Below are 18,925 nucleotides of genomic sequence, written 5' to 3' on the forward strand. Positions count from 1 at the left end.
GGTATAACTGCCGCTGAATTCCACAAATCTGAAGCCGGACCGCTGAGTCCCGGCCTGTGACAAAGTATCGGGTAATTTCAACCATGCAACGCAGAGAGCCCACACTGGACGGCAGCAGCCCTCCAATCGAGCCGCAACTGGACAACAAGCCGATCGGCCGCGGTGCCCGCAGCGCGGGGCCCCTACCGACACCGGCGGCCACCGCCGCGCCGGAGGAGCGCAGCGGTGGCGGCGTGTCGGTGGTGGGTGTCGTGGCACTGATCCTGGCCCTGGCCGGTCTCGGTGCCGCCGCCTTCCTGTACACCCAGTGGCAGGAGAGCCGCGCGCAGCTGGTCGACGCCGACAAGCGCATCGCCGAGCTGGAGAAGCGTTTCGAGATGTCGGACGAGGAGACATCGGCGTCGGCGGAGGTGCTGACAGCCAAGGTCAAGGACAACGCCTCCGAGATCCGCAAGCTGTGGGGTGTGTCCTACGACACCAACCGCAAGGACATTGCGTCCAACAAAAATGTCACTGCAGCCAACAAGAAGGCGCTGGCGTCCCTGTCCAGCCAGGTCGGCGGCCTCAAAGACAGTCTGAAGAAGGTGGCTGCGGTCGAATCGGCGTTGGCCGAACTGCGCAAGTCCGCGACCGCCAGCGATCGTCAGACCAAGGACACTCTGAACAAGATGGAGCGCCAGCTGGCCTCGGTGCGCACCGAGCTGACCGCCCGTGTCGGCGCCAACGAGGAGGCCGTGGAGTCCATGGACGCCTACCGCCGCTCGGTCAACAAGGACCTGGTGCAGCTGCGCGATGCCGTCCGCAGCCTGCAGAACGGCGGCAGCACGGCTTCGTCGATGTAAGCCGGTACGCGACAAAAAAAGGGTGAGCCCTGTGGCTCACCCTTTTTTTTGCCTTGCAGACGTCCAGGCCCGGCTGGAGAAGTCGTGCTTCAACAGCCTGATCAGTAGCCGGCGGCTTGTCCCGCCGGACGCCGGCGGTCGTTGGCGCCCTCAAGCAGCTTGCTCTTGGGGTTGACCAGGATGGCCTCGTCGGCGCCCCAGGACTTCACTTCCCTGAACTTGTGCCCCATCTTCTCCAGCGCAGTTTCGGTTTCCGGGGTCAGCAGGCCGGGTTCGATCAGCACTGTGTCCGGATACCACTGGTGGTGCAGCCGCGGCGCATCGACCGCTTGCTGCATATTCAGGCCGAAATCGACCACGTTGAGGATACTTTCCAGGGTGGTGGAAATGATCGTCGAGCCGCCGGGACTACCGGTGACCATAAACAGCTTGCCCTTGTTCAGCACGATAGTCGGTGACATCGAGCTCAGCGGGCGCTTGCCGGGCTCTACCTGGTTGATCTCACCCTGGACCAGGCCGAACGAATTGGGGACGCCGGGTTTGGAGGTGAAGTCATCCATCTCGTTGTTGAGGAAGAAACCGGTATCGGCGGCAATCTGGCCGACGCCAAACAGGTAGTTGATGGTGTAGGTCACTCCGACCGCGTTGCCCTCGGCATCGACCACCGAATAGTGGGTGGTGTGCTGGCCCTCGGCAGCGCCGAGGCTGCCGTGGATCTCGCTCGAAGGGGTGGCTTTATCCGGCTGAATGGTCGAGCGCATCTGGTCCACATGCTCGGGCGAGAGCAGCCTGGCGATCGGATTCTGTACGAACGCCGGGTCGCCCAGATAGGTGTTGCGGTCGGCGAAGGCGCGGCGCTCGGCCTCTACCAGGTGGTGGGTCGCTTCGACAGAGCCGTAGCCCCACTTGGCCATCGGGTAGGGCTTGATCAGCTGCAGTATCTGGCAGATGGTGGTGCCGCCGGAGCTGGGCGGTGGTGAGGACATCACCGTGTAGTCGCGGTACTGGCACTCGATTGGCTGGTCCCATTTAACCGTGTATTCGGCAAAGTCCTTCATGCTCAGCAGGCCGCCGTTGGCCTCGCTGGCCTTGACCACCGCTTCGGCGATGGGGCCGTGATAAAAGGCGCGGGTGCCGCCCTTTTCGATCTGCTCGAGGGTACGTGCCAGTTGCGGTTGCACCAGGCGGTCGCCCACCTCATAGGGTTTGCCCTGGTTGAGGAAGGTTTTGGCCACATTGGGATGATTGGCGAATTCCGCGCTGCGCGTATGCAGGATGTTGACGTCGCCCTGCTGCAGGATGAAGCCGTCGCGGGCCAGCTTGATGGCCGGCGCGATCACCTGCTTCAGGCTCATGCTGCCGTACTTCTTCAGCGCGGCGTCCAGCCCCATGACTGTGCCCGGCACACCCACGCCCAGGTAGGTGTGGGTACTGCGCCCTTTGACCACATTGCCGTCGGCATCCTGGAACATGGTCGGGGTCGCCTTCAGCGGTGCCTTTTCTCGGAAGTCGAGGAATACGGTCTTGCCGTCCGCCGGGTGCAGCATCATGAAGCCGCCGCCACCGATGTTGCCACAACAGGGGTGTACCACCGCCAGCGTGTAGCCCACTGCCACGGCGGCGTCTACGGCGTTGCCGCCCTGTTTGAGGATATCCACACCCACTTTGGTGGCCAGGTGCTGTGCGGTGACCACCATGGCGTGCTCGGCCTGCACAGGCTTGGCGGCCGCCAGCCGCGCCATGGTGGTGGGCGGCGCGGTGGCATCCAGGGCCTGTTGGGAGATTGTCGATTTGTCCTGCGGCGCCGGCGTGGCGCAGGCGGCGTGCATCGTCGCGGCGGAAGCAATGGCGGTGAGAGCGAAAAGGAGTTTACGCATAATTATTGATTCGACGGCGTTTGAAAAAGGGATGAATGAGCGACAACGATAACATCGTTCTACGCGGCGCTGACAGCCGCATCAGCCCGGACCCCCGGTTGGTGGAAAAGCCGCCAATACACCCGGCATTTCGTGTAAAATCCCCCGCCTTGAGACGTAAACCCCCAGAGACCTTATTGGGAGCGGCCATGACCACTATCCGCCAGGACGACCTGATCCACAGCGTTGCCGACGCGCTGCAATTCATTTCCTACTACCATCCGCAGGACTTCATCCAGGCCCTGAACAAGGCCTACGAGAAAGAGGCCAACCCGGCGGCCAAGGACGCCATGGCCCAGATCCTGATCAACTCGCGCATGTGCGCCCAGGGCCACCGCCCAATCTGCCAGGACACCGGTATCGTAACGGTGAAGCTGAAAGTGGGCATGAACGTGCAGTGGCAAGCGGACATGAGCGTGACCGATATGGTCAACGAGGGCGTGCGCCGCGCCTACAAGAACCCGGACAACGTGCTGCGCGCGTCGATCCTCGCGGACCCGGACGGTGCGCGCAAGAACACCGGCGACAACACCCCGGCGGTGATCCACTACGAGATCGTGCCCGGTGACACCGTCGAGGTCTATGTGGCGGCCAAGGGCGGCGGTTCCGAGGCGAAGAGCAAGTTCGCAATGTTGAACCCTTCTGACTCGGTGGTCGACTGGGTGCTGAACATGGTGCCGCAGATGGGTGCGGGCTGGTGTCCACCGGGCATGCTGGGCATTGGTGTGGGCGGCACGGCCGAAAAGGCGATGCTGCTGGCGAAGGAATCCCTGCTCGACCCGATCGATATCCAGGACCTGCAGGAGCGCGGCGCGTCCAACCGCGCCGAGGAACTGCGCCTGGAGCTGTACGACAAGGTCAACAAACTGGGCATCGGCGCCCAGGGCCTGGGCGGCCTGACTACCGTGCTGGATGTGAAGGTCAAGGACTACCCGACCCACGCCGCCAACAAGGCGGTGGCGATCATCCCCAACTGCGCCGCCACCCGTCACACCCACTTCACCCTCGACGGTTCCGGTCCGGCAGCCCAGAAGGCGCCGAAGCTGGAAGACTGGCCGGAAGTCACCCGTGAGGCCGGCGGCAACACCCGCCGCGTGAACCTGGACGAAGTGACCCGCGAAGACGTACTGAGCTGGCAGCCGGGTGAAACGCTGCTGCTGAACGGCAAGATGCTGACCGGCCGCGACGCGGCACACAAGAAAATGGTCGACATCCTGGCCAAGGGCGAGTCGCTGCCGGTGGACCTGACTGGTCGTTTTATCTACTACGTGGGCCCGGTGGATCCGGTGCGCGAGGAAGTGGTCGGCCCGGCCGGTCCCACCACCGCCACCCGTATGGACAAGTTCACCCGCACCATGCTGGAAGAGACCGGCCTGCTGGGCATGATCGGCAAGGCCGAGCGCGGCCCGGTCGCGATCGAAGCCATCCGCGATAACAAGGCCGTGTACCTGATGGCCGTCGGCGGCGCCGCCTACCTGGTGGCCCAGGCCATCAAGGGCTCCAAAGTCATGGCCTTCCCGGAACTGGGAATGGAAGCCATCTACGAGTTCGAAGTCGAGGACATGCCGGTGACCGTGGCTGTGGACAGCCAGGGTGAATCGGTGCACCAGACCGGGCCGCTGATCTGGAAAGCCAAGATTGAGGAAGGGGCGGTTTAACGCGCTTCCCATTTGGTGACAAACCGGTGTGCGAATTTGGGGGAAGGTAGTCGAAGACGCCTTCCCCCATTGCGTTCTGTGCGGGTATTTTTGTGGGTGACCGCTACCTCTAGACTATGAAGGGCGCGCGTTTTATATTTGCCAGTGGTTTCGTTTCAATAAATACATATAAATGAGATCAAAATTCTAAAAAGTATATTTGGGGATCTATATGTTTAAAACGCTCACTAAATTGATCGCACTGGGGCTGGTAGTTGTTTTTACAGGGTGTGCGAATGTGGCAAAAATGCCGCTCGGGGCTGGCAATGCCGATGTTTCCGCAAAGAGTATCCTGCTGGCCAAAGTCCATGTGGTAAACCTGAATAAGCCGGGGCATCAGCCAGATTTGTTTTCGGTTGTTCTGGAGCAAAATGGCGAGCAACGCGTTTTCAAAGCGCCTACGCTGGTGGTCGATAATGGAGCCGGGGGCAAAGAGTATTTTGTCAGCGTCCAGGCAAATCCGGGTAAGGCGGTCCTCAAAGTCGTGACCTTTACGCGCTCTGTGCCCTTGCTGCTGAATGCTATTGCTGCACTTCCGCTGGAGTATGCGATCGATGTACCGGCAAACCAGGTAGTTTACGTGGGCAATATCGATGCGAAAATCAAGCCCCGTGCGGATGGACAGCCGCGTGCCGGTTCTGTAATTCCGTTGATCGACCAGGCGGTAGCCGGTTTCTCCACTGGCACCTTCGACGTACAGATTACCGACAACTACGACCAAGACACGGCGGAGCTGCGGTCCAAGTATCCCTATCTGGCCAAGCAGGACATCAGTAAGTTGGTTCTGCCGCAATGGACGCATCCGGATCTGCGCGATAAGAAAAACACCGTGATTGCGGTCAATACCAAGTAAAGTACATTTATAAATGTAAAAAAAGCGGGCATCGCCCGCTTTTTTTATGTTTTAGAGCCCGCTGAAAAGCGCTCCAGGTGCACCCTCGTTGTTTTAGGTCACCACTAAACTATCCACAGCGCCGAGAACGAATGAGGGCGAACACAAGGCTCGCCCAGAAAATTCCCTGCTGTGGATAACTACGTACCGCACTATTTCCGCTGCAACTCCCGCGAGTGCGAGTCGGTTCCCGGATCCCCCTCCTGCCGCAACCGCTCAATCCACAGCGCAGTACCGCCGGCCACCGCTGCCGGCATCACGAAGATATTCAGGATCGGCACCATCTTCGCCAGCATCACAGCACCGCCGAAACTGAGTGTGGTCAGCTTGCGCCGGCGCAGTACGCGTTTCAGTTCGTCGAAAGGGCGCTGGTGGTTGTCGAGCGGATAGTCCACATACTGGATAGCCATGCACCAGGCGCCCCACAACACGCCGAGCGCTGCGGGAATGAAAACGGTCACACTGGTGATAAAGCTGATCAGCAAAATCACCAGTCCCCAGCCGAGGAAATACCACAGCTTGCGCATTTCCCGCCCCAGCGTGCGCCATACCATGCTCGGCAGTGACTCCGCTGGCGGTGCCTTGCCGGTCAGCATCTCCTCGACCTTTTCCGCCAGGAAGCCATTGAATGGCGCGGCGATGATATTGGTGATGACACTGAACAGGTAGCCGTAAACGAACAGGAACAGCAGCGCCACCACGATGGCGATCAGCCACGCCAGCCAGTGAAAAACGCTGGCCAGCCAGGCCGCGGCCTTGGCCATGGCCGCGCTGAACCAGGACATATGCTCGGTATTGACCGGTGTGTTGGACAGCAGGCTGTTGAGGTAGTCCACCAGGCCGCTCAGCTGTGACAGCATGATTGCTGTCAGCGCGATAAACAGCACCAGGTTGATGATCAATGGCACGATGATAAAGCGACGCAGCTCGCGCCGGGTCAGCAGGCGGGCGCCATAAAGCAGGGCATCGACGCCGTGTATCGGGTTGGAAGTCATACTGTGCCCCTCAGGATCGGGCGCCGGCGTTCTTAAGGACTTCCGCGTAGTCGCTGCCCTGGCGGTGTTCCTCGATTCGTGCCAGCAGTGTTTTGCCATCCGGGCCGGGGCTGTCGAGGTCGAGATTCTGTTCCAGGAAAAGACGCACAAAGGTGGTGAAGCTTTCCGCGGTCATGCTGCGATAGGCGCGCTCCAGCAGGAAATAGTCCCGCGCCATGCCATCCGGCGCCTCGCCGACCAGAAAACCGGCGATGCGCTCATCGTCGAACACTTCGCCGAGGACTTTCTGTTTGTCTTTTTTCAGGCTCACAATCTCTTCCTTAAACTGTCGGTGGTTGCAGTGGCGGCCCGCCGCCACTGCCGTGACGGCGGCCGATTTTAGTTCGGATCGCCGGCCAGGAACTCGGGCGCGCGGCGCTCGTGGCTGGCCTGTTCGTAATTGTACGCAGTGCGAATGAGTCTGTCCTCCTGCCGGGCGCTGGCAAAAAATGAAATACCTACCGGCAGGTGGTCGACAAAGCCCATAGGAACGGTAATGTGCGGATACCCGGCTACGGCGGCGGGGGTGGTGGCGGAGCCCAGATAGTGGTCGCCGCTGATGTGATCGATTTTCCACGCCGGGGCGGTCGTCGGCGCTACCAGTATGTCCACGTGATATTTCTTCATGGTGGCATCGATACCGTCAGCGCCGGCGAGCTTTTTCAGGCGCGCCACCTGGGCGGCATACTCCGGCTCATCGCGACCGCGGGAAGCCTGCGCCTGCACAAAGATCTCCTGATCGAAGTAGGGCATTTCCGCCCCGGCCTGTTCGCGGTTGCCGCGTATCAGCGATTGCAGTGACTTGTAGTCGCCGGTGGTTCCGGCCAGGTATTCATTCAGTGCATCCTTGAAGTCCCAGGCCAGCAGTTCGAATTCCTTTTCTTCAATGGCGTCCAGCGTTTCGATATTGGCGTTGTCGACAATGGTGGCACCTTTCGAGCGCAGAGTCTGCACGGCCTGCTCGAAGACGGCATCGGTCTGCGGGTGATAGCCCATCAGGTAGCGCACCACGCCGATACGCACGCCTTTCAGGCCGCCGTTCACCAGCTGCCCGGCGTAGCGGCCGGTCGGGGCAAAGCCGTCGGGGTCCTTGTCGTCGCGGCCGGTCATCGCATCCAGCAGCAGTACCGCGCCGGTTACCGTCGTCGCCATCGGGCCGGCAGTGTCCTGGTGAATGGAAATGGGAATAATGCCGGAGCGGCTGATAAGGCCGAGCGTCGGCTTGATGCCGACGATCCCATTGATGGCCGCGGGGCAGGTTACCGAGCCGTCGGTTTCGGTGCCCACTGCGAGCGGCACCAGGCCGGCGGCTACGGCGATGGCGGAACCGGAGCTGGAACCGCACGGCGAGCGGCTCAGGTCATAAGGGTTGTGCGCCTGGCCGCCGGTGCCGCTCCAGCCACTGGACGAGTGGGTGGAACGGAAATTGGCCCACTCGCTCAGGTTGGCCTTGCCGAGAATGATGGCGCCGGCTGCGCGCAGCTGGGCCACCAGGAAGGCATCGTGCTGCGGGAAATTGTCCTTCAGCAGTACTGAGCCGGCGGTGTTGGCCATACCGTCACCGGTGTCGATGTTGTCCTTGAGCAATACCGGAATACCGTGCAGTGGCCCGAGTACCTTGCCCTCGGCGCGCAGCCGGTCGAGGCGCCGGGCGTCCTCGAGCGCGTGCGGATTGATCTGGGTGACTGCGTGCAGCGATTTGTTACGTGCTTTGATGCGCTGCAGGTAAGTGGTCACCAGCTGGGCCGAGGTCGTGCGGCCGGCGCTCAGGGCCGCGCGCAGTTCGCCGGCAGTGGCGTAGTCTTTATTGTCATTGGCGGCGAGCGCCGTGGTGGCGAACAGCAGCGCCACGGCGCCGCAGGCGAGCATTTTTATTGTTTTCATGGATAGTCCTTGTTCAGTTCAGGGACATGGGATGTCTCTTGCACTGCCCATACTACCGAATTCTGCAATGAAATCTCGCCTGCCGGCTGACTGGCGGGCACCCATTGGTGCCGCGCCCCGGTGCATCACTCTTCCAGGCCGAGCTCGGCGATGGAGATTTCGCGCATGCGGAATTTCTGGATCTTGCCGGTCACGGTCATCGGGAATTCATCCACAAACTTGAAATAGCGGGGGATTTTAAAGTGGGTGATTTTTCCCCGGCAGAAATCCCGTAGCGCCTCTTCTGTCACGGTGCCCGCGTCTGCGCGCAACCTGATCCAGGCGACCAGTTCCTCACCGTATTTCCTGTCGGGCACGCCGGTGATCTGCACATCCGAAATGGCGGGGTGGGTGTAGAGAAACTCCTCGATCTCCTTCGGGTAGATGTTCTCGCCGCCGCGGATCACCATATCCTTGATGCGGCCGACGATCTGGATGTAGCCCTCGTCGTCCATACAGGCCAGATCACCGGTGTGCATCCAGCCGTCGCTGTCGATGGCGTCGCGGGTGGCGGCTTCGTTGTCCCAGTAGCCGAGCATGACACTGTAGCCGCGCGTGCACAGCTCGCCGATTGCGCCGCGTGCCAGCGTTTCGCCGCCGGCCGGGTCGACGATCTTCGATTCCAGGTGTGGCTGGGTGCGGCCGACCGTGGTCACGCGCTTGTCAAAGGCGTCATCGGCAGCGGTCTGGGTGGAAACCGGGCTGGTTTCGGTCATGCCGTAGGCTATCTGCACTTCCTGCATATGCAGGCGGCTGTTGACCGCCTTCATCACTTCGGCGGGGCAGATGGAGCCCGCCATGATGCCGGTGCGCAGGCTGCTGAGGTCGTACCGGTCAAATTCCGGGTAATCCAGCTCGGCGATAAACATGGTCGGCACCCCATAGAGTGCCGTGGCCCGCTCCGCTGCCACGGTTTCCAGTACCGCGCCGGGATCGAAACCCTCGCCCGGGTAGATCATGGTGGCGCCGTGGGTCACGCAGCCCAGGTTGGCCATCACCATGCCGAAGCAGTGGTACAGCGGTACAGGAATTACCAGCCGGTCTTTTTCCGTGAGGCCGATGCTCTCGGCGACAAAAAAGCCGTTGTTGAGAATATTGCGGTGGGACAGGGTGGCGCCCTTGGGGGCACCGGTGGTGCCGGACGTGTACTGGATATTGATCGCGTCGCCGCAGTGCAGGCGCCCCTGCGCTGCCGCCAGTTGTGCGGGATCGATCTGGTTGGCCCTGGTGAGCAGGTCAGTCCAGCGCCACAGCCCTTGGTATTCCCGCTCGCCCAGTGTTACCACCGCCTGCAGGTGCGGCAGCCTGGCTGCGCTCAGCTCGCCGCGGGCGGCGTCGCGCAGCTCCGGCGCCAGTTCGTAGAGCATGCCGGTGTAGTCGGACTGCTTGAAGCGCTCGGCCGTCACCAGCAAGCGCGCGCCTGAATGGTTGAGCGCATACTCGAGTTCGTGCAGCCGGTATGCCGGGTTGATATTGACCAGGATGGCGCCGATCTTGGCGGTGGCGAACTGCAGTGTGGTCCACTGGGCGCAGTTGGGCGACCAGATGGCGACGCGATCCCCCTGGCGGATACCGCTGGCCAGCAGGGCCCGTGCACAGGAATCAACCTGCTGGCGGAATTCCCGGTAGGTCCAGCGGATGCCCTGATGGCGGCTGACCAGCGCCTCGTTGTCGGGAAAACGGTTGACGACCTGATCGAGCTTGTCGCCGATGGTCATTTCGATCAGCGGTTGCGTGGCTTCACCGCGGGTATAGCTGGGGACGGGCTGGGTCATCGCCGTTACCTCTTGTTGTTCTCTGTCTGTTATTGATTATTGGTCCTTACTTTCCTGACCTTTGTTCCTGTTGTCCAGTGGGTTTTGCAACAGAACAGGGGATTCCGGTCGCGAATGAGGGGGATAAATGGGGCAGAGGGCGGGATATGGATTGAGCGGGTGGCAAGCGAGTGGCCGCTAGCGGGCAAAAAAAAGGGGCGCCGGAGCGCCCCTTTCGGTGCCGGCGGATTTACAGGATTACAGCAGCGCGTCCAGCTTCTTCTTCAGAATCTGGTTGATCATCTGCGGGTTGGCCTGGCCTTTGGAGGCCTTCATGATCTGGCCGACAAAATAGCCCATCATCTTCGGTCGCTTGGCCTCGTCCGCGTTGCGGTAGTTTTCCACCTGGGACGCGCTCGCGGCGATGACGTCGTCGACCATCTTCTCGATCGCGCCGGTGTCGGATACCTGTTTCAGGCCGCGCTTGTCGATCACCGTATCCGCATCGCCCTCGCCGCCGGCGATGGCCTCGAACACCTGCTTGGCAATCTTGCTGGAAATGGTGTTGTCTTTGATACGCGCGATCAGCCCGGCCAGGTGTTGCGCCGATACCGGCGACTGGGCAATCGACAGCTCCTCGCGGTTCAGCAGTGCGGCCAGTTCGCCGGTCATCCAGTTGGCGGCCAGCTTGGGTTCATTGCAGGCCTTTACCACGGTCTCGAAATAGTCGGCACTGGCGCGTTCCTGGGTCAGTTGCTCGGCGTCGTAGGCAGACAGGCCGTAGTCGCCCTGGAAGCGCGCACTCTTGGCGTCCGGCAGCTCCGGCAAATCGCCGCGCAGTTTTTCTACATAGTCGTCGGTCAGTACGACCGGCAGCAGGTCGGGACAGGGGAAGTAGCGGTAATCATTGGCCACTTCCTTGCTGCGCATGGAGCGCGTTTCGTTCTTGTCGGCATCGTACAGGCGGGTTTCCTGGGGGATGCTGCCGCCGTCCTCGAGAATATCGATCTGGCGCTCGGCCTCCACCTTGATGGCGCGCTCGACGAAACGGAAGGAGTTGATGTTCTTCAACTCGGTGCGCGTGCCGAGTTTCTCGTCGCCTTTCAAACGCACCGACACGTTGGCATCGCAGCGCAGCGAACCCTGGGACATGTCGCCGTCGGAGATGCCCAGGTAGGTGACGATGCTGTGGATTTTCTTCAGGTAGGCCACCGCCTCGGCGGCACTGCGCATATCCGGCTCGGATACGATTTCGATCAGCGGTGTACCGGCGCGGTTCAGGTCGATGCCGGACATGCCGTGAAAGTCTTCGTGTAACGATTTACCCGCGTCTTCTTCCAGGTGCGCGTGGTGCAGCCGCACCTTTTTGCTGCTGCCGTCTTCCAGATGAATCTCCACTTCGCCGGCACCGACGATCGGCTCCGCCAGCTGGGTGGTCTGGTAGCCCTTGGGCAGGTCCGGGTAAAAATAGTTTTTGCGCTCGAATACCGAGCGCTTGCCGATTTCCGCATTCATCGCCAGGCCGAACAGCACGGCGAAGCGGAACGCCTCTTCATTCGGCACCGGCAATGTGCCCGGCATGGCCAGGTCGATGGCACAGGCCTGGGTGTTCGGCGCCGCGCCGAAGCGGGTGCTGGCGCCGGAAAAGAGCTTTGATTGGGTGGCGAGCTGGACGTGAATTTCCAGCCCGATAACGATTTCCCATTCCACGTTGGTTCTCTCCTAATTCGGCACTGGTTAAACGGCGCTGGCCCGATGCCAGTCGGTCACCTGCTGGTACTGGTGGGCGGCGTTCAGCATGCGCGCCTCGTCCAGGTAGTTGCCGATAATCTGCAGACCCACTGGCAGACCGTCCACCAGGCCGCAGGGCAGGGACATGCCGGGCAGGCCCGCCAGGTTGGTGGCGATGGTGTAGATGTCCTCCAGGTACATGGACACCGGATCGGCGACCTTGGCGCCGAGGCCGAACGCCGGCGACGGTGTGGTCGGGCCCATGATCACGTCCACCTGCTCGAACGCCTGCACGAAGTCCTGCTTGATCAGGCGGCGTACCTGCTGCGCCTTGTTGTAGTAGGCGTCGTAGTAGCCGGCAGACAGGGCATAGGTGCCGACGAGAATGCGGCGCTTGACCTCCTCGCCGAAACCCTCGCCGCGGGAACGCATATACAGATCGCGCAGGTCGGCCGGGTTTTCGCAGCGGTGGCCGTAGCGCACGCCGTCGAAGCGCGACAGGTTGGCCGAGGCCTCTGCCGGTGCGATCACATAGTAAGCGGGGACCGCCAGATCCGTATGCGGCAGGCTGATGTCCACCAGCTGCGCACCGAGTTTTTCGAACTCTTGCAGCGCTGCCTGTACCCGCGCGGCTGTGTCCGCGTTCAGCCCTTCACCAAAATATTCTTTCGGTACGCCGATCTTCAGGCCTTCGATGGAATTGTTCAGCTCTGCGGCATAGTTCTGTGGCCCGCGCTGCAGGTTGGTAGAGTCGCGCGCGTCGCTGCCGGCCATCACCGACAGCATCAGTGCCGCATCCTCGGCCGTGCGGGCAATGGGGCCGCCCTGGTCGAGGCTGGAGGCAAAGGCCACCATGCCCCAGCGGGACACGCGGCCGTAAGTGGGCTTGATACCGGTGGTGCCGGTCAGCGCCGCTGGCTGGCGAATGGAGCCGCCGGTATCGGTAGCGGTGGCTCCTGGCACCAGCTGTGCGGCCACGGCGGCAGCGGAGCCGCCGGAGGAGCCACCGGCAACGCAGGCGCTGTTCCACGGATTCTTCACCGCGCCGTAGTAGCTGCTCTCATTGGAGGAGCCCATCGCGAACTCGTCCATATTGGTCTTGCCCAGCGACACGGCCCCGGCCTGTTTGAAGTTCTCCACTACCGCGGCGTCGTAGGGCGGCACAAAGTTGTCGAGCATCTTCGAGCCACAGCTGGTGCGTACACCGCTGGTGCAGAACAGGTCCTTGTGGGCGATGGGCACGCCGCACAGGGCCGGCGCATCGCCGCCGGCGAGGCGCTGGTCGGCGCTCGCGGCCCCGGCCAGGGCCTGTTCGGCGGTAACGCTGATAAAGCTGTTGTAGTTGCCGTCCTGCTGCGCGATGCGATCGAGCAGGTCCTGGGTGATTTCCACACTGGAAAACTGCTTGTCGCGCAGTCCTCGAATAATTTCGGCGATGGTTAACTGGTGCATGGTGCTTCCGGATGATTCTTCAGCTCGGGGCGCCGGGATGCGGCGGTCGGATTCAGTCGATGACTTTGGGGACCAGATACAGGCCCGCTTCGGTCTGCGGGGCGATCGCCTGGAAGGCTTCGCGCTGGTCGCCCTCGGTGACCGCGTCGGCGCGCAGCACCTGCTCTGCGTCCAGCGGGTGAGCCATGGGCTCGACACCATCGGTATTGACGGCCTGCAGCTGATCGACCAGCTTCAGTACGTCCCCCAGCCGGTTGCTGACCTCTTCTACGGTTTCCTCGGAGATGGCGATGCGGGCCAGCTCCGCCAGTTTCTCTACGGTTTGCGCATCTACGGCCATGGCGACAGGGCTCCAGCTCTGGATTCGGTAACGGCCCCGCGGGCATGGGACCGGCGGGGGCAAAGGGCCGCAAATTTAGCACAGAAGCGCGCAATTCTCACAAAACCGCAGCGACCGTTGCGCTTGTGGTCGGCAACCGCGGTGCAGCTGGGTAAAGTTTGGACATTCAGCCTTGCCCTGAACCCCCGCCGTTGTTAGAGTTTGCCGATTCTGGCCGGAGTCTGCTCGCCACCGGTCGCGAAGCCGCAAAATGCGCTGCGGAACTCAGAATTTTTTGTGTGGACTAATTAGGCTTTATACCGGGCTTGAGTCCACCCGTACCGCGCCCGCCCCGGGGCGCAGTGATATTAGTACAAGGTAACCGAATTCCATGTTTAAACGTTTGCGGGGCATGTTCTCCAGTGATCTCTCTATCGACTTGGGAACCGCCAACACGCTGATCTACGTGCGCGATCGCGGCGTAGTTCTGGATGAACCCTCCGTCGTCGCCATCCGTCACTACAACGGCCAGAAAATTGTGGAGGCCGTGGGTGTCGAGGCCAAGCGCATGCTGGGCCGCACACCGGGCAATATCACTGCGATCCGCCCGCTGAAAGACGGCGTCATCGCCGATTTCCAGGTGACCGAGAAGATGCTGCAGCACTTTATCAAGAAGGTGCACGAAAACAGCTGGATGCGCCCGAGCCCGCGGGTGCTGGTGTGTGTCCCGTGTCAGTCCACCGAAGTGGAGCGCCGTGCGATCCGCGAATCTGCCATGGGCGCCGGTGCACGCGAGGTGTGGCTGATCGAGGAACCCATGGCCGCGGCCATCGGTGCCGGCCTCAAGGTCGAGGAGGCCAGCGGCTCGATGGTAGTGGATATCGGCGGCGGGACCACCGAGATTGCCATCATCTCCCTGAACGGGGTGGTCTACTCCGATTCCGTGCGCATCGGCGGTGACCGCTTCGACGAAGCCATTGTCAACTATGTGCGCCGCAACTACGGCAGCGTGATTGGCGACGCTACCGCCGAGCGTATCAAGGAAGAGATCGGCTGTGCCTACGCCGGCAGCGAGGTGCGCGAGATCGACGTGCGCGGCCGCAATCTGGCCGAAGGGGTGCCGCGCAGCTTCACCCTGAACTCCGACGAGATTCTCGAGGCGCTGCAGGAACCGCTGACCGGTATCGTGCAGGCGGTCAAGAGCGCGCTGGAGCAGTCCCCGCCCGAGCTGGCGTCCGATATCGCCGAGCGCGGCATGGTGCTGACCGGTGGCGGCGCGCTGCTGCGCGACCTGGATCGCCTGCTGATGGAAGAGTCCGGCCTGCCGGTGATTGTCGCCGACGACCCGCTTACCTGCGTGGCTCGCGGCGGCGGCAAGGCCCTGGACATGATGGACAAGAGCCGCCTGTACCTGGTGTCCAGCTAACCGGCAGGCCCAAAGAGCCTTCCGGGAATTCATTACTGTGCAGGGGCGGCCGGTGGCCGCCACCGCGGCTCCGGACGGGCCCTGCCGCCAGTGAGTATTCGATCGGCAACCGCTGCGGTAATGGTTGCCCGAATGTTCACCAGCGGCAGGGCCTTGCTCTTTGTGCCTGCGGGGATGCGGCCATGGGCGGAAGGCCGCCCCGCCGTTCCTGCATTGATGTATGATGCGACAATAACCCACTGACTGATTGACCTGTAGACGGGGGTCTGCCCATCAAACCGCTATTTACTCGCGGTCCCTCGCCCGAATCCCGCATCCTTGTGCTGGGCCTGGCGGCGGCCGCACTGATCGTTATCAATATCTACACCGACTGGTTGCAACCGTTGCGCGACAAGGCGGCCAGCCTGGCCGAGCCCTTCTACTGGCTGACCGGTGCACCCGCGCGGATGGGCGGCTGGGCCGAAGAGCAGTTCCGCAGCCGCGACGAACTGCTGGAAGAGAACAGCCGCCTGAAGCGCCAGCTGTTGCTGCTGGAGCAGCGCAGCCAGTTACTGGCCGCGGTCAAGGCAGAGAACACCCAGCTCAAGGAATTGATGAACTCCGCCGAGACCTTGGACGAACAAGTGCTGGTGGCGCAGGTGATCGGCGTGTCTCCGGATCCGCTCGAGCAGGTATTGATCATCGACAAGGGCCGCGACGACGGCCTGCACCTGGGGACGCCGATTATGGATGCCAGCGGCCTGCTCGGTCAGGTGATCGAGGCCGGCGCCTCCTCCAGCCGCGTGTTGCTGATTACCGACGCCAGCCACGCCATTCCGGTGCAGGTGCTGCGCAACAGCGTGCGCGCGGTGGCCGAGGGCACTGGCGACCTGTACCGCCTGAAACTCCGCCATCTGGCCAATACCAGCGATATCCGTGAGGGTGATCTGTTGCTCAGCTCCGGTCTTGGCGGGCGTTTCCCCGCCGGTTACCCGGTGGGTGAGGTGATCTCGGTACATCGCGACCCGGGCCACGCCTTTGTCGAGGCGGACGTGCAGCCGCGCGGGCGTATGAACCGCAGTCGCTTTGTGCTGGCGGTACTGGACGGTGACGATAACAGCGATAACAGCGCCGGAGAGCAGAGCGTTGGAAGCGAATAACCGCTGGTTTATCGCCGTCACTGTCGTCATGGCGCTACTGCTGGCGGTGATGCCGCTGCCCTACAACTGGCTGTGGTTTCGCCCTGCCTTTACCGCCTTGGTGGTGATTTTCTGGATCACGCGGATGCCGGAGAATTTGGGCGTCGGCTTCGCCTGGCTGGTGGGGTTGCTGGAAGACCTGGTCACCGGCGCCACACTCGGCACCCACGCGCTGGCGCTGGCGGTACTGGCCTACTTCAGTCTGCTGACCTACCGGCGCACCCGCGCCTTCAACCCGGCGCAGCAGTTGATGTGGGTGTTTGTGCTGGTGGGTATCGAACAGGTGGTGGGCAACTGGGTGCACAGCCTGTCCGGTAAGCCGGTGCCGGGGCTGACATTTCTGTGGCCGGCGCTCACCAGTGCGTTGCTGTGGCCGTGGCTGATTCCGTGGCTCAACGGTTTTGCCGGGCGCCTGCAGGTGCGCTGAATTCTTTTCTGCGTATATCTGAGAAATCTGTGCTAAAAAAATCCCGCCAAAGACGCTAAAGTCACCCCCTGTTGTCGCCATCGGGCACGGCTGCCCCGGCGACGGTAAAGCCGCGTAAAGGGCGATCATTTTTCGAACGATGCGGCTATAATCGGTCGCTGATCCATCAACAATAAGCAGTACAGTGCCAAATACCCCTGCCCACAGCCGCCTCCTGCTTGCCTCCGGCTCGCCGCGCCGCGCGGAATTGCTGGCGCAGATTGGCGTGCCTTTCGCGCGGGTCACGCCGGACGTGGCCGAACAGCGCCGCAGCGGTGAATCCGCCCGGGACTATATTGGGCGCCTGGCGCGCGACAAAGCCGCGGCGGGCCGCGCCATCAGCGCCGCCGGCGACGATACCGGGCTATGGGTGCTGGGTGCCGACACCCTGGTGCTGGCCGGCGACGAAGTGCTGGAAAAACCGGGCGATTTCGCCGCATTTGCGGCGATGATGCAGCTTTTATCCGGTCGCGAGCACCGGGTGCTGACCGCTGTGTGTCTGAATGGTGCCGAGCGCCAGTTCCTTGAACTGGTGGAAACCCGCGTGCGCTTTCGCCCTCTCAATGAACAGCTGATCGAGACGTACTGGCATACCGGTGAGCCCGCCGACAAGGCCGGTGGCTACGGCATTCAGGGGCTGGGCGCGGCGCTGGTGGAATCCATCCGTGGCAGCTATAGCAATGTGGTGGGGCTGCCGCTGGAAACGCTGGTGCCGATGTTGGAACAGGCCGGCATCCCCTACTGGGCCGGCGCAGGGAGTGTCGCGTGAGCGAAGAATTACTGATCAATGTGGCTCCGATGGAGACCCGTGTGGCGCTGGTGGAAAACGGCGTTTTGCAGGAAGTCTATCTGGAGCGCAGCGCGCGCCGCGGCATTGTCGGCAATATCTACAAGGGTAAGGTGGTACGTGTGCTGCCGGGGATGCAGGCGGCGTTTGTGGATATCGGCCTGGAGCGGGCCGGGTTCATCCACGCCTCTGACATAGCGCCGCTCGACGATGAGGGTATGGAGTCGCGCGAACCGGTGGAAGTGGCGGATATCCGCGCGCTGGTGCGCGAGGGCCAGTCGCTGGTGGTGCAGGTGGTCAAGGACCCGATCAGCAGCAAGGGCGCGCGCCTGACCACACACCTGTCGGTCTCCGCGCGTTATCTGGTGTACATGCCGCAGACCCGTCATATCGGTATCTCCAACCGCATCGAGGACGAGGGCGAGCGCGAGCGCCTGCGCGAGCTGGTCGAGGGCGCTTCGGCCAAACTGGCACAGGAGGGTCACAGCGGCGATGGCGGCTTTATCCTGCGCACCGTCGCCGAGGGGGTCAGCGAGGAGGAGCTGTTGCGGGATATTCCGTTCCTCTACAAGTTGTGGGGCGAACTGGAAGAGCGCATCAAGTCGCGCCCGCTGCCGTCGGTGATCTATGAGGATCTGCCGCTGTTTATGCGCGCGCTGCGCGACCTGGCGCGGCCGCACATGGAAAAAATCCGTATCGATTCCCGCGAGGCCCACGGTCGCGCGGCGGAGTTTGCCGGCAAATATGCGCCGGAAATTGCCGGCCGCCTGGAGCATTATCCCGGCGAGCGGCCGCTGTTCGATATCTACGGTGTCGAAGAGGAAATCCACAAGGCGCTGCACAACAAGGTTACGCTCAAGTCCGGCGGCTACCTGATCGTCGAGCAAACCGAGGCGATGAGTACCATCGACGTCAACACCGGGGCGTTCGTCGGCCACCGCAACCTCGAAGAGACCATTTTCAAGACCAATCTCGAAGCGGCCACCGCCATTGCGCGCCAGCTGCGCCTGCGCAACCTGGGTGGCATCATCATTATCGATTTCATCGATATGAAAGACCCCGAGCACCAGCGCCAGGTCCTGCGTACGCTGGAGAAGACGCTGGAACGGGACCACGCGAAGACCAGTATTACCGGTGTGTCCGAGCTGGGCCTGGTGGAGATGACACGCAAACGCACACGCGAATCCCTCGGCCAGTTCCTGTGTGAATCCTGCCCGGTGTGCGGCGGGCGCGGCTCGCTGAAGAGCGCCGAGACGGTCTGTTACGAGATCTTCCGCGAGATCATCCGCGAGGCGCGGGCCTACGACAGTGACAAGATCATGGTGTTGGCCAGCCAGATGGTGATCGATCTGCTACTCGACGAAGAGTCGGCCAATGTGGCGGATCTGGAGGAGTTTATCGACCGGCCTATCCAGTTCCAGGTAGAGCCGATTTACAACCAGGAGCAATACGACATTGTTCTGGTGTGAGATTTTCCGTCCATCGGTGTCGCGCCGCCGCGCACCGCG

16 protein-coding genes are annotated in these 18,925 nt (G+C 62.2%); 8 read left to right on the plus strand and 8 right to left on the minus strand.

Annotation, left to right across the window (positions count from 1 at the left end):
• Window positions 1–83: 83 nt before the first annotated feature.
• The gene (locus ABDK11_RS05415) at window positions 84–842 is read left to right on the plus strand and encodes a hypothetical protein (protein ID WP_346839280.1); all 759 of its coding nucleotides are present in this window, start codon (window positions 84–86) and stop codon (window positions 840–842) included.
• 101 nt (window positions 843–943) lie between these two features.
• On the opposite strand, the gene ggt is transcribed toward ABDK11_RS05415, so the two are convergent.
• Entirely contained in the window at window positions 944–2,719 is a 1,776-nt protein-coding gene (ggt, locus tag ABDK11_RS05420) for a gamma-glutamyltransferase (RefSeq protein WP_346839281.1), read from the minus strand.
• Between the two features lie 188 nt (window positions 2,720–2,907).
• Between ggt and ABDK11_RS05425 the strand changes: the two genes are divergently transcribed.
• Both ABDK11_RS05425 and ABDK11_RS05430 read left to right on the plus strand, forming a co-directional pair.
• Window positions 2,908–4,416, plus strand: coding sequence for a fumarate hydratase (locus ABDK11_RS05425; protein ID WP_346839282.1), 1,509 nt, complete (start codon window positions 2,908–2,910; stop codon window positions 4,414–4,416).
• Window positions 4,417–4,627: 211 nt separating this feature from the next.
• Window positions 4,628–5,308 (plus strand): hypothetical protein, encoded by a 681-nt coding sequence (locus ABDK11_RS05430; protein ID WP_346839283.1) that lies wholly within the window; start codon window positions 4,628–4,630, stop codon window positions 5,306–5,308.
• Between the two features lie 191 nt (window positions 5,309–5,499).
• On the opposite strand, the gene cysZ is transcribed toward ABDK11_RS05430, so the two are convergent.
• The 7 genes from cysZ to gatC all read right to left on the minus strand — a co-directional run bounded on the left by cysZ (window position 5,500) and on the right by gatC (window position 13,581).
• Window positions 5,500–6,342, minus strand: a complete 843-nt coding sequence (gene cysZ, locus ABDK11_RS05435) for a sulfate transporter CysZ (RefSeq protein WP_346839284.1) — start codon at window positions 6,340–6,342, stop codon at window positions 5,500–5,502.
• Between the two features lie 10 nt (window positions 6,343–6,352).
• Window positions 6,353–6,652: a PA4642 family protein gene (locus ABDK11_RS05440; protein WP_346839285.1), complete on the minus strand. Its 300-nt coding sequence runs from the start codon at window positions 6,650–6,652 to the stop codon at window positions 6,353–6,355.
• Window positions 6,653–6,720: 68 nt separating this feature from the next.
• Window positions 6,721–8,265, minus strand: a complete 1,545-nt coding sequence (locus ABDK11_RS05445) for an amidase (RefSeq protein ID WP_346839286.1) — start codon at window positions 8,263–8,265, stop codon at window positions 6,721–6,723.
• A 125-nt stretch (window positions 8,266–8,390) separates the two neighbouring features.
• Window positions 8,391–10,079 (minus strand): AMP-binding protein, encoded by a 1,689-nt coding sequence (locus ABDK11_RS05450; protein WP_346839287.1) that lies wholly within the window; start codon window positions 10,077–10,079, stop codon window positions 8,391–8,393.
• 237 nt (window positions 10,080–10,316) lie between these two features.
• Complete coding sequence (gene gatB / locus ABDK11_RS05455) at window positions 10,317–11,768, minus strand: Asp-tRNA(Asn)/Glu-tRNA(Gln) amidotransferase subunit GatB (protein ID WP_346839288.1); 1,452 nt, start codon at window positions 11,766–11,768, stop codon at window positions 10,317–10,319.
• Window positions 11,769–11,795: 27 nt separating this feature from the next.
• Window positions 11,796–13,241: an Asp-tRNA(Asn)/Glu-tRNA(Gln) amidotransferase subunit GatA gene (gene gatA, locus ABDK11_RS05460; protein ID WP_346839289.1), complete on the minus strand. Its 1,446-nt coding sequence runs from the start codon at window positions 13,239–13,241 to the stop codon at window positions 11,796–11,798.
• A gap of 52 nt (window positions 13,242–13,293) precedes the next feature.
• Window positions 13,294–13,581 carry an Asp-tRNA(Asn)/Glu-tRNA(Gln) amidotransferase subunit GatC gene (gene gatC / locus ABDK11_RS05465; protein ID WP_346839290.1) on the minus strand — a complete coding sequence of 96 codons (288 nt, stop codon included), beginning with the start codon at window positions 13,579–13,581 and terminating at the stop codon, window positions 13,294–13,296.
• Window positions 13,582–13,951: 370 nt separating this feature from the next.
• Here gatC and ABDK11_RS05470 point away from each other — a divergent pair, with 370 nt between their 5' ends.
• From ABDK11_RS05470 to rng, 5 genes are all read left to right on the plus strand, one after another.
• Window positions 13,952–14,986, plus strand: coding sequence for a rod shape-determining protein (locus tag ABDK11_RS05470; RefSeq protein ID WP_346839291.1), 1,035 nt, complete (start codon window positions 13,952–13,954; stop codon window positions 14,984–14,986).
• Between the two features lie 272 nt (window positions 14,987–15,258).
• Entirely contained in the window at window positions 15,259–16,125 is an 867-nt protein-coding gene (gene mreC / locus ABDK11_RS05475) for a rod shape-determining protein MreC (protein ID WP_346840179.1), read from the plus strand.
• Window positions 16,112–16,591 (plus strand): rod shape-determining protein MreD, encoded by a 480-nt coding sequence (gene mreD, locus ABDK11_RS05480; protein WP_346839292.1) that lies wholly within the window; start codon window positions 16,112–16,114, stop codon window positions 16,589–16,591. The genes mreC and mreD overlap by 14 nt, the downstream gene beginning before the upstream one ends.
• Before the next feature lie 184 nt (window positions 16,592–16,775).
• Window positions 16,776–17,399, plus strand: coding sequence for a nucleoside triphosphate pyrophosphatase (locus ABDK11_RS05485; RefSeq protein ID WP_346839293.1), 624 nt, complete (start codon window positions 16,776–16,778; stop codon window positions 17,397–17,399).
• A complete protein-coding gene (gene rng / locus ABDK11_RS05490) occupies window positions 17,396–18,886 on the plus strand; it encodes a ribonuclease G (protein WP_346839294.1) in 1,491 nt (496 codons plus the stop codon). Before ABDK11_RS05485 ends, rng begins: the two co-directional genes overlap by 4 nt.
• Window positions 18,887–18,925: the final 39 nt, after the last annotated feature.

Source organism: Microbulbifer sp. SAOS-129_SWC, assembly GCF_039696035.1.
GTDB lineage: Bacteria > Pseudomonadota > Gammaproteobacteria > Pseudomonadales > Cellvibrionaceae > Microbulbifer.

What these genes read in the sequence shown, in the direction of transcription:
- ABDK11_RS05415 (WP_346839280.1), top strand. Translation starts at nt 84, where the DNA reads ATGCAACGCAGAGAGCCCACACTGGACGGCAGCAGCCCTCCAATCGAG.
- ggt (WP_346839281.1), bottom strand. Translation starts at nt 2,719, where the DNA reads ATGCGTAAACTCCTTTTCGCTCTCACCGCCATTGCTTCCGCCGCGACG.
- ABDK11_RS05425 (WP_346839282.1), top strand. Translation starts at nt 2,908, where the DNA reads ATGACCACTATCCGCCAGGACGACCTGATCCACAGCGTTGCCGACGCG.
- ABDK11_RS05430 (WP_346839283.1), top strand. Translation starts at nt 4,628, where the DNA reads ATGTTTAAAACGCTCACTAAATTGATCGCACTGGGGCTGGTAGTTGTT.
- cysZ (WP_346839284.1), bottom strand. Translation starts at nt 6,342, where the DNA reads ATGACTTCCAACCCGATACACGGCGTCGATGCCCTGCTTTATGGCGCC.
- ABDK11_RS05445 (WP_346839286.1), bottom strand. Translation starts at nt 8,265, where the DNA reads ATGAAAACAATAAAAATGCTCGCCTGCGGCGCCGTGGCGCTGCTGTTC.
- ABDK11_RS05450 (WP_346839287.1), bottom strand. Translation starts at nt 10,079, where the DNA reads ATGACCCAGCCCGTCCCCAGCTATACCCGCGGTGAAGCCACGCAACCG.
- gatA (WP_346839289.1), bottom strand. Translation starts at nt 13,241, where the DNA reads ATGCACCAGTTAACCATCGCCGAAATTATTCGAGGACTGCGCGACAAG.
- gatC (WP_346839290.1), bottom strand. Translation starts at nt 13,581, where the DNA reads ATGGCCGTAGATGCGCAAACCGTAGAGAAACTGGCGGAGCTGGCCCGC.
- ABDK11_RS05470 (WP_346839291.1), top strand. Translation starts at nt 13,952, where the DNA reads ATGTTTAAACGTTTGCGGGGCATGTTCTCCAGTGATCTCTCTATCGAC.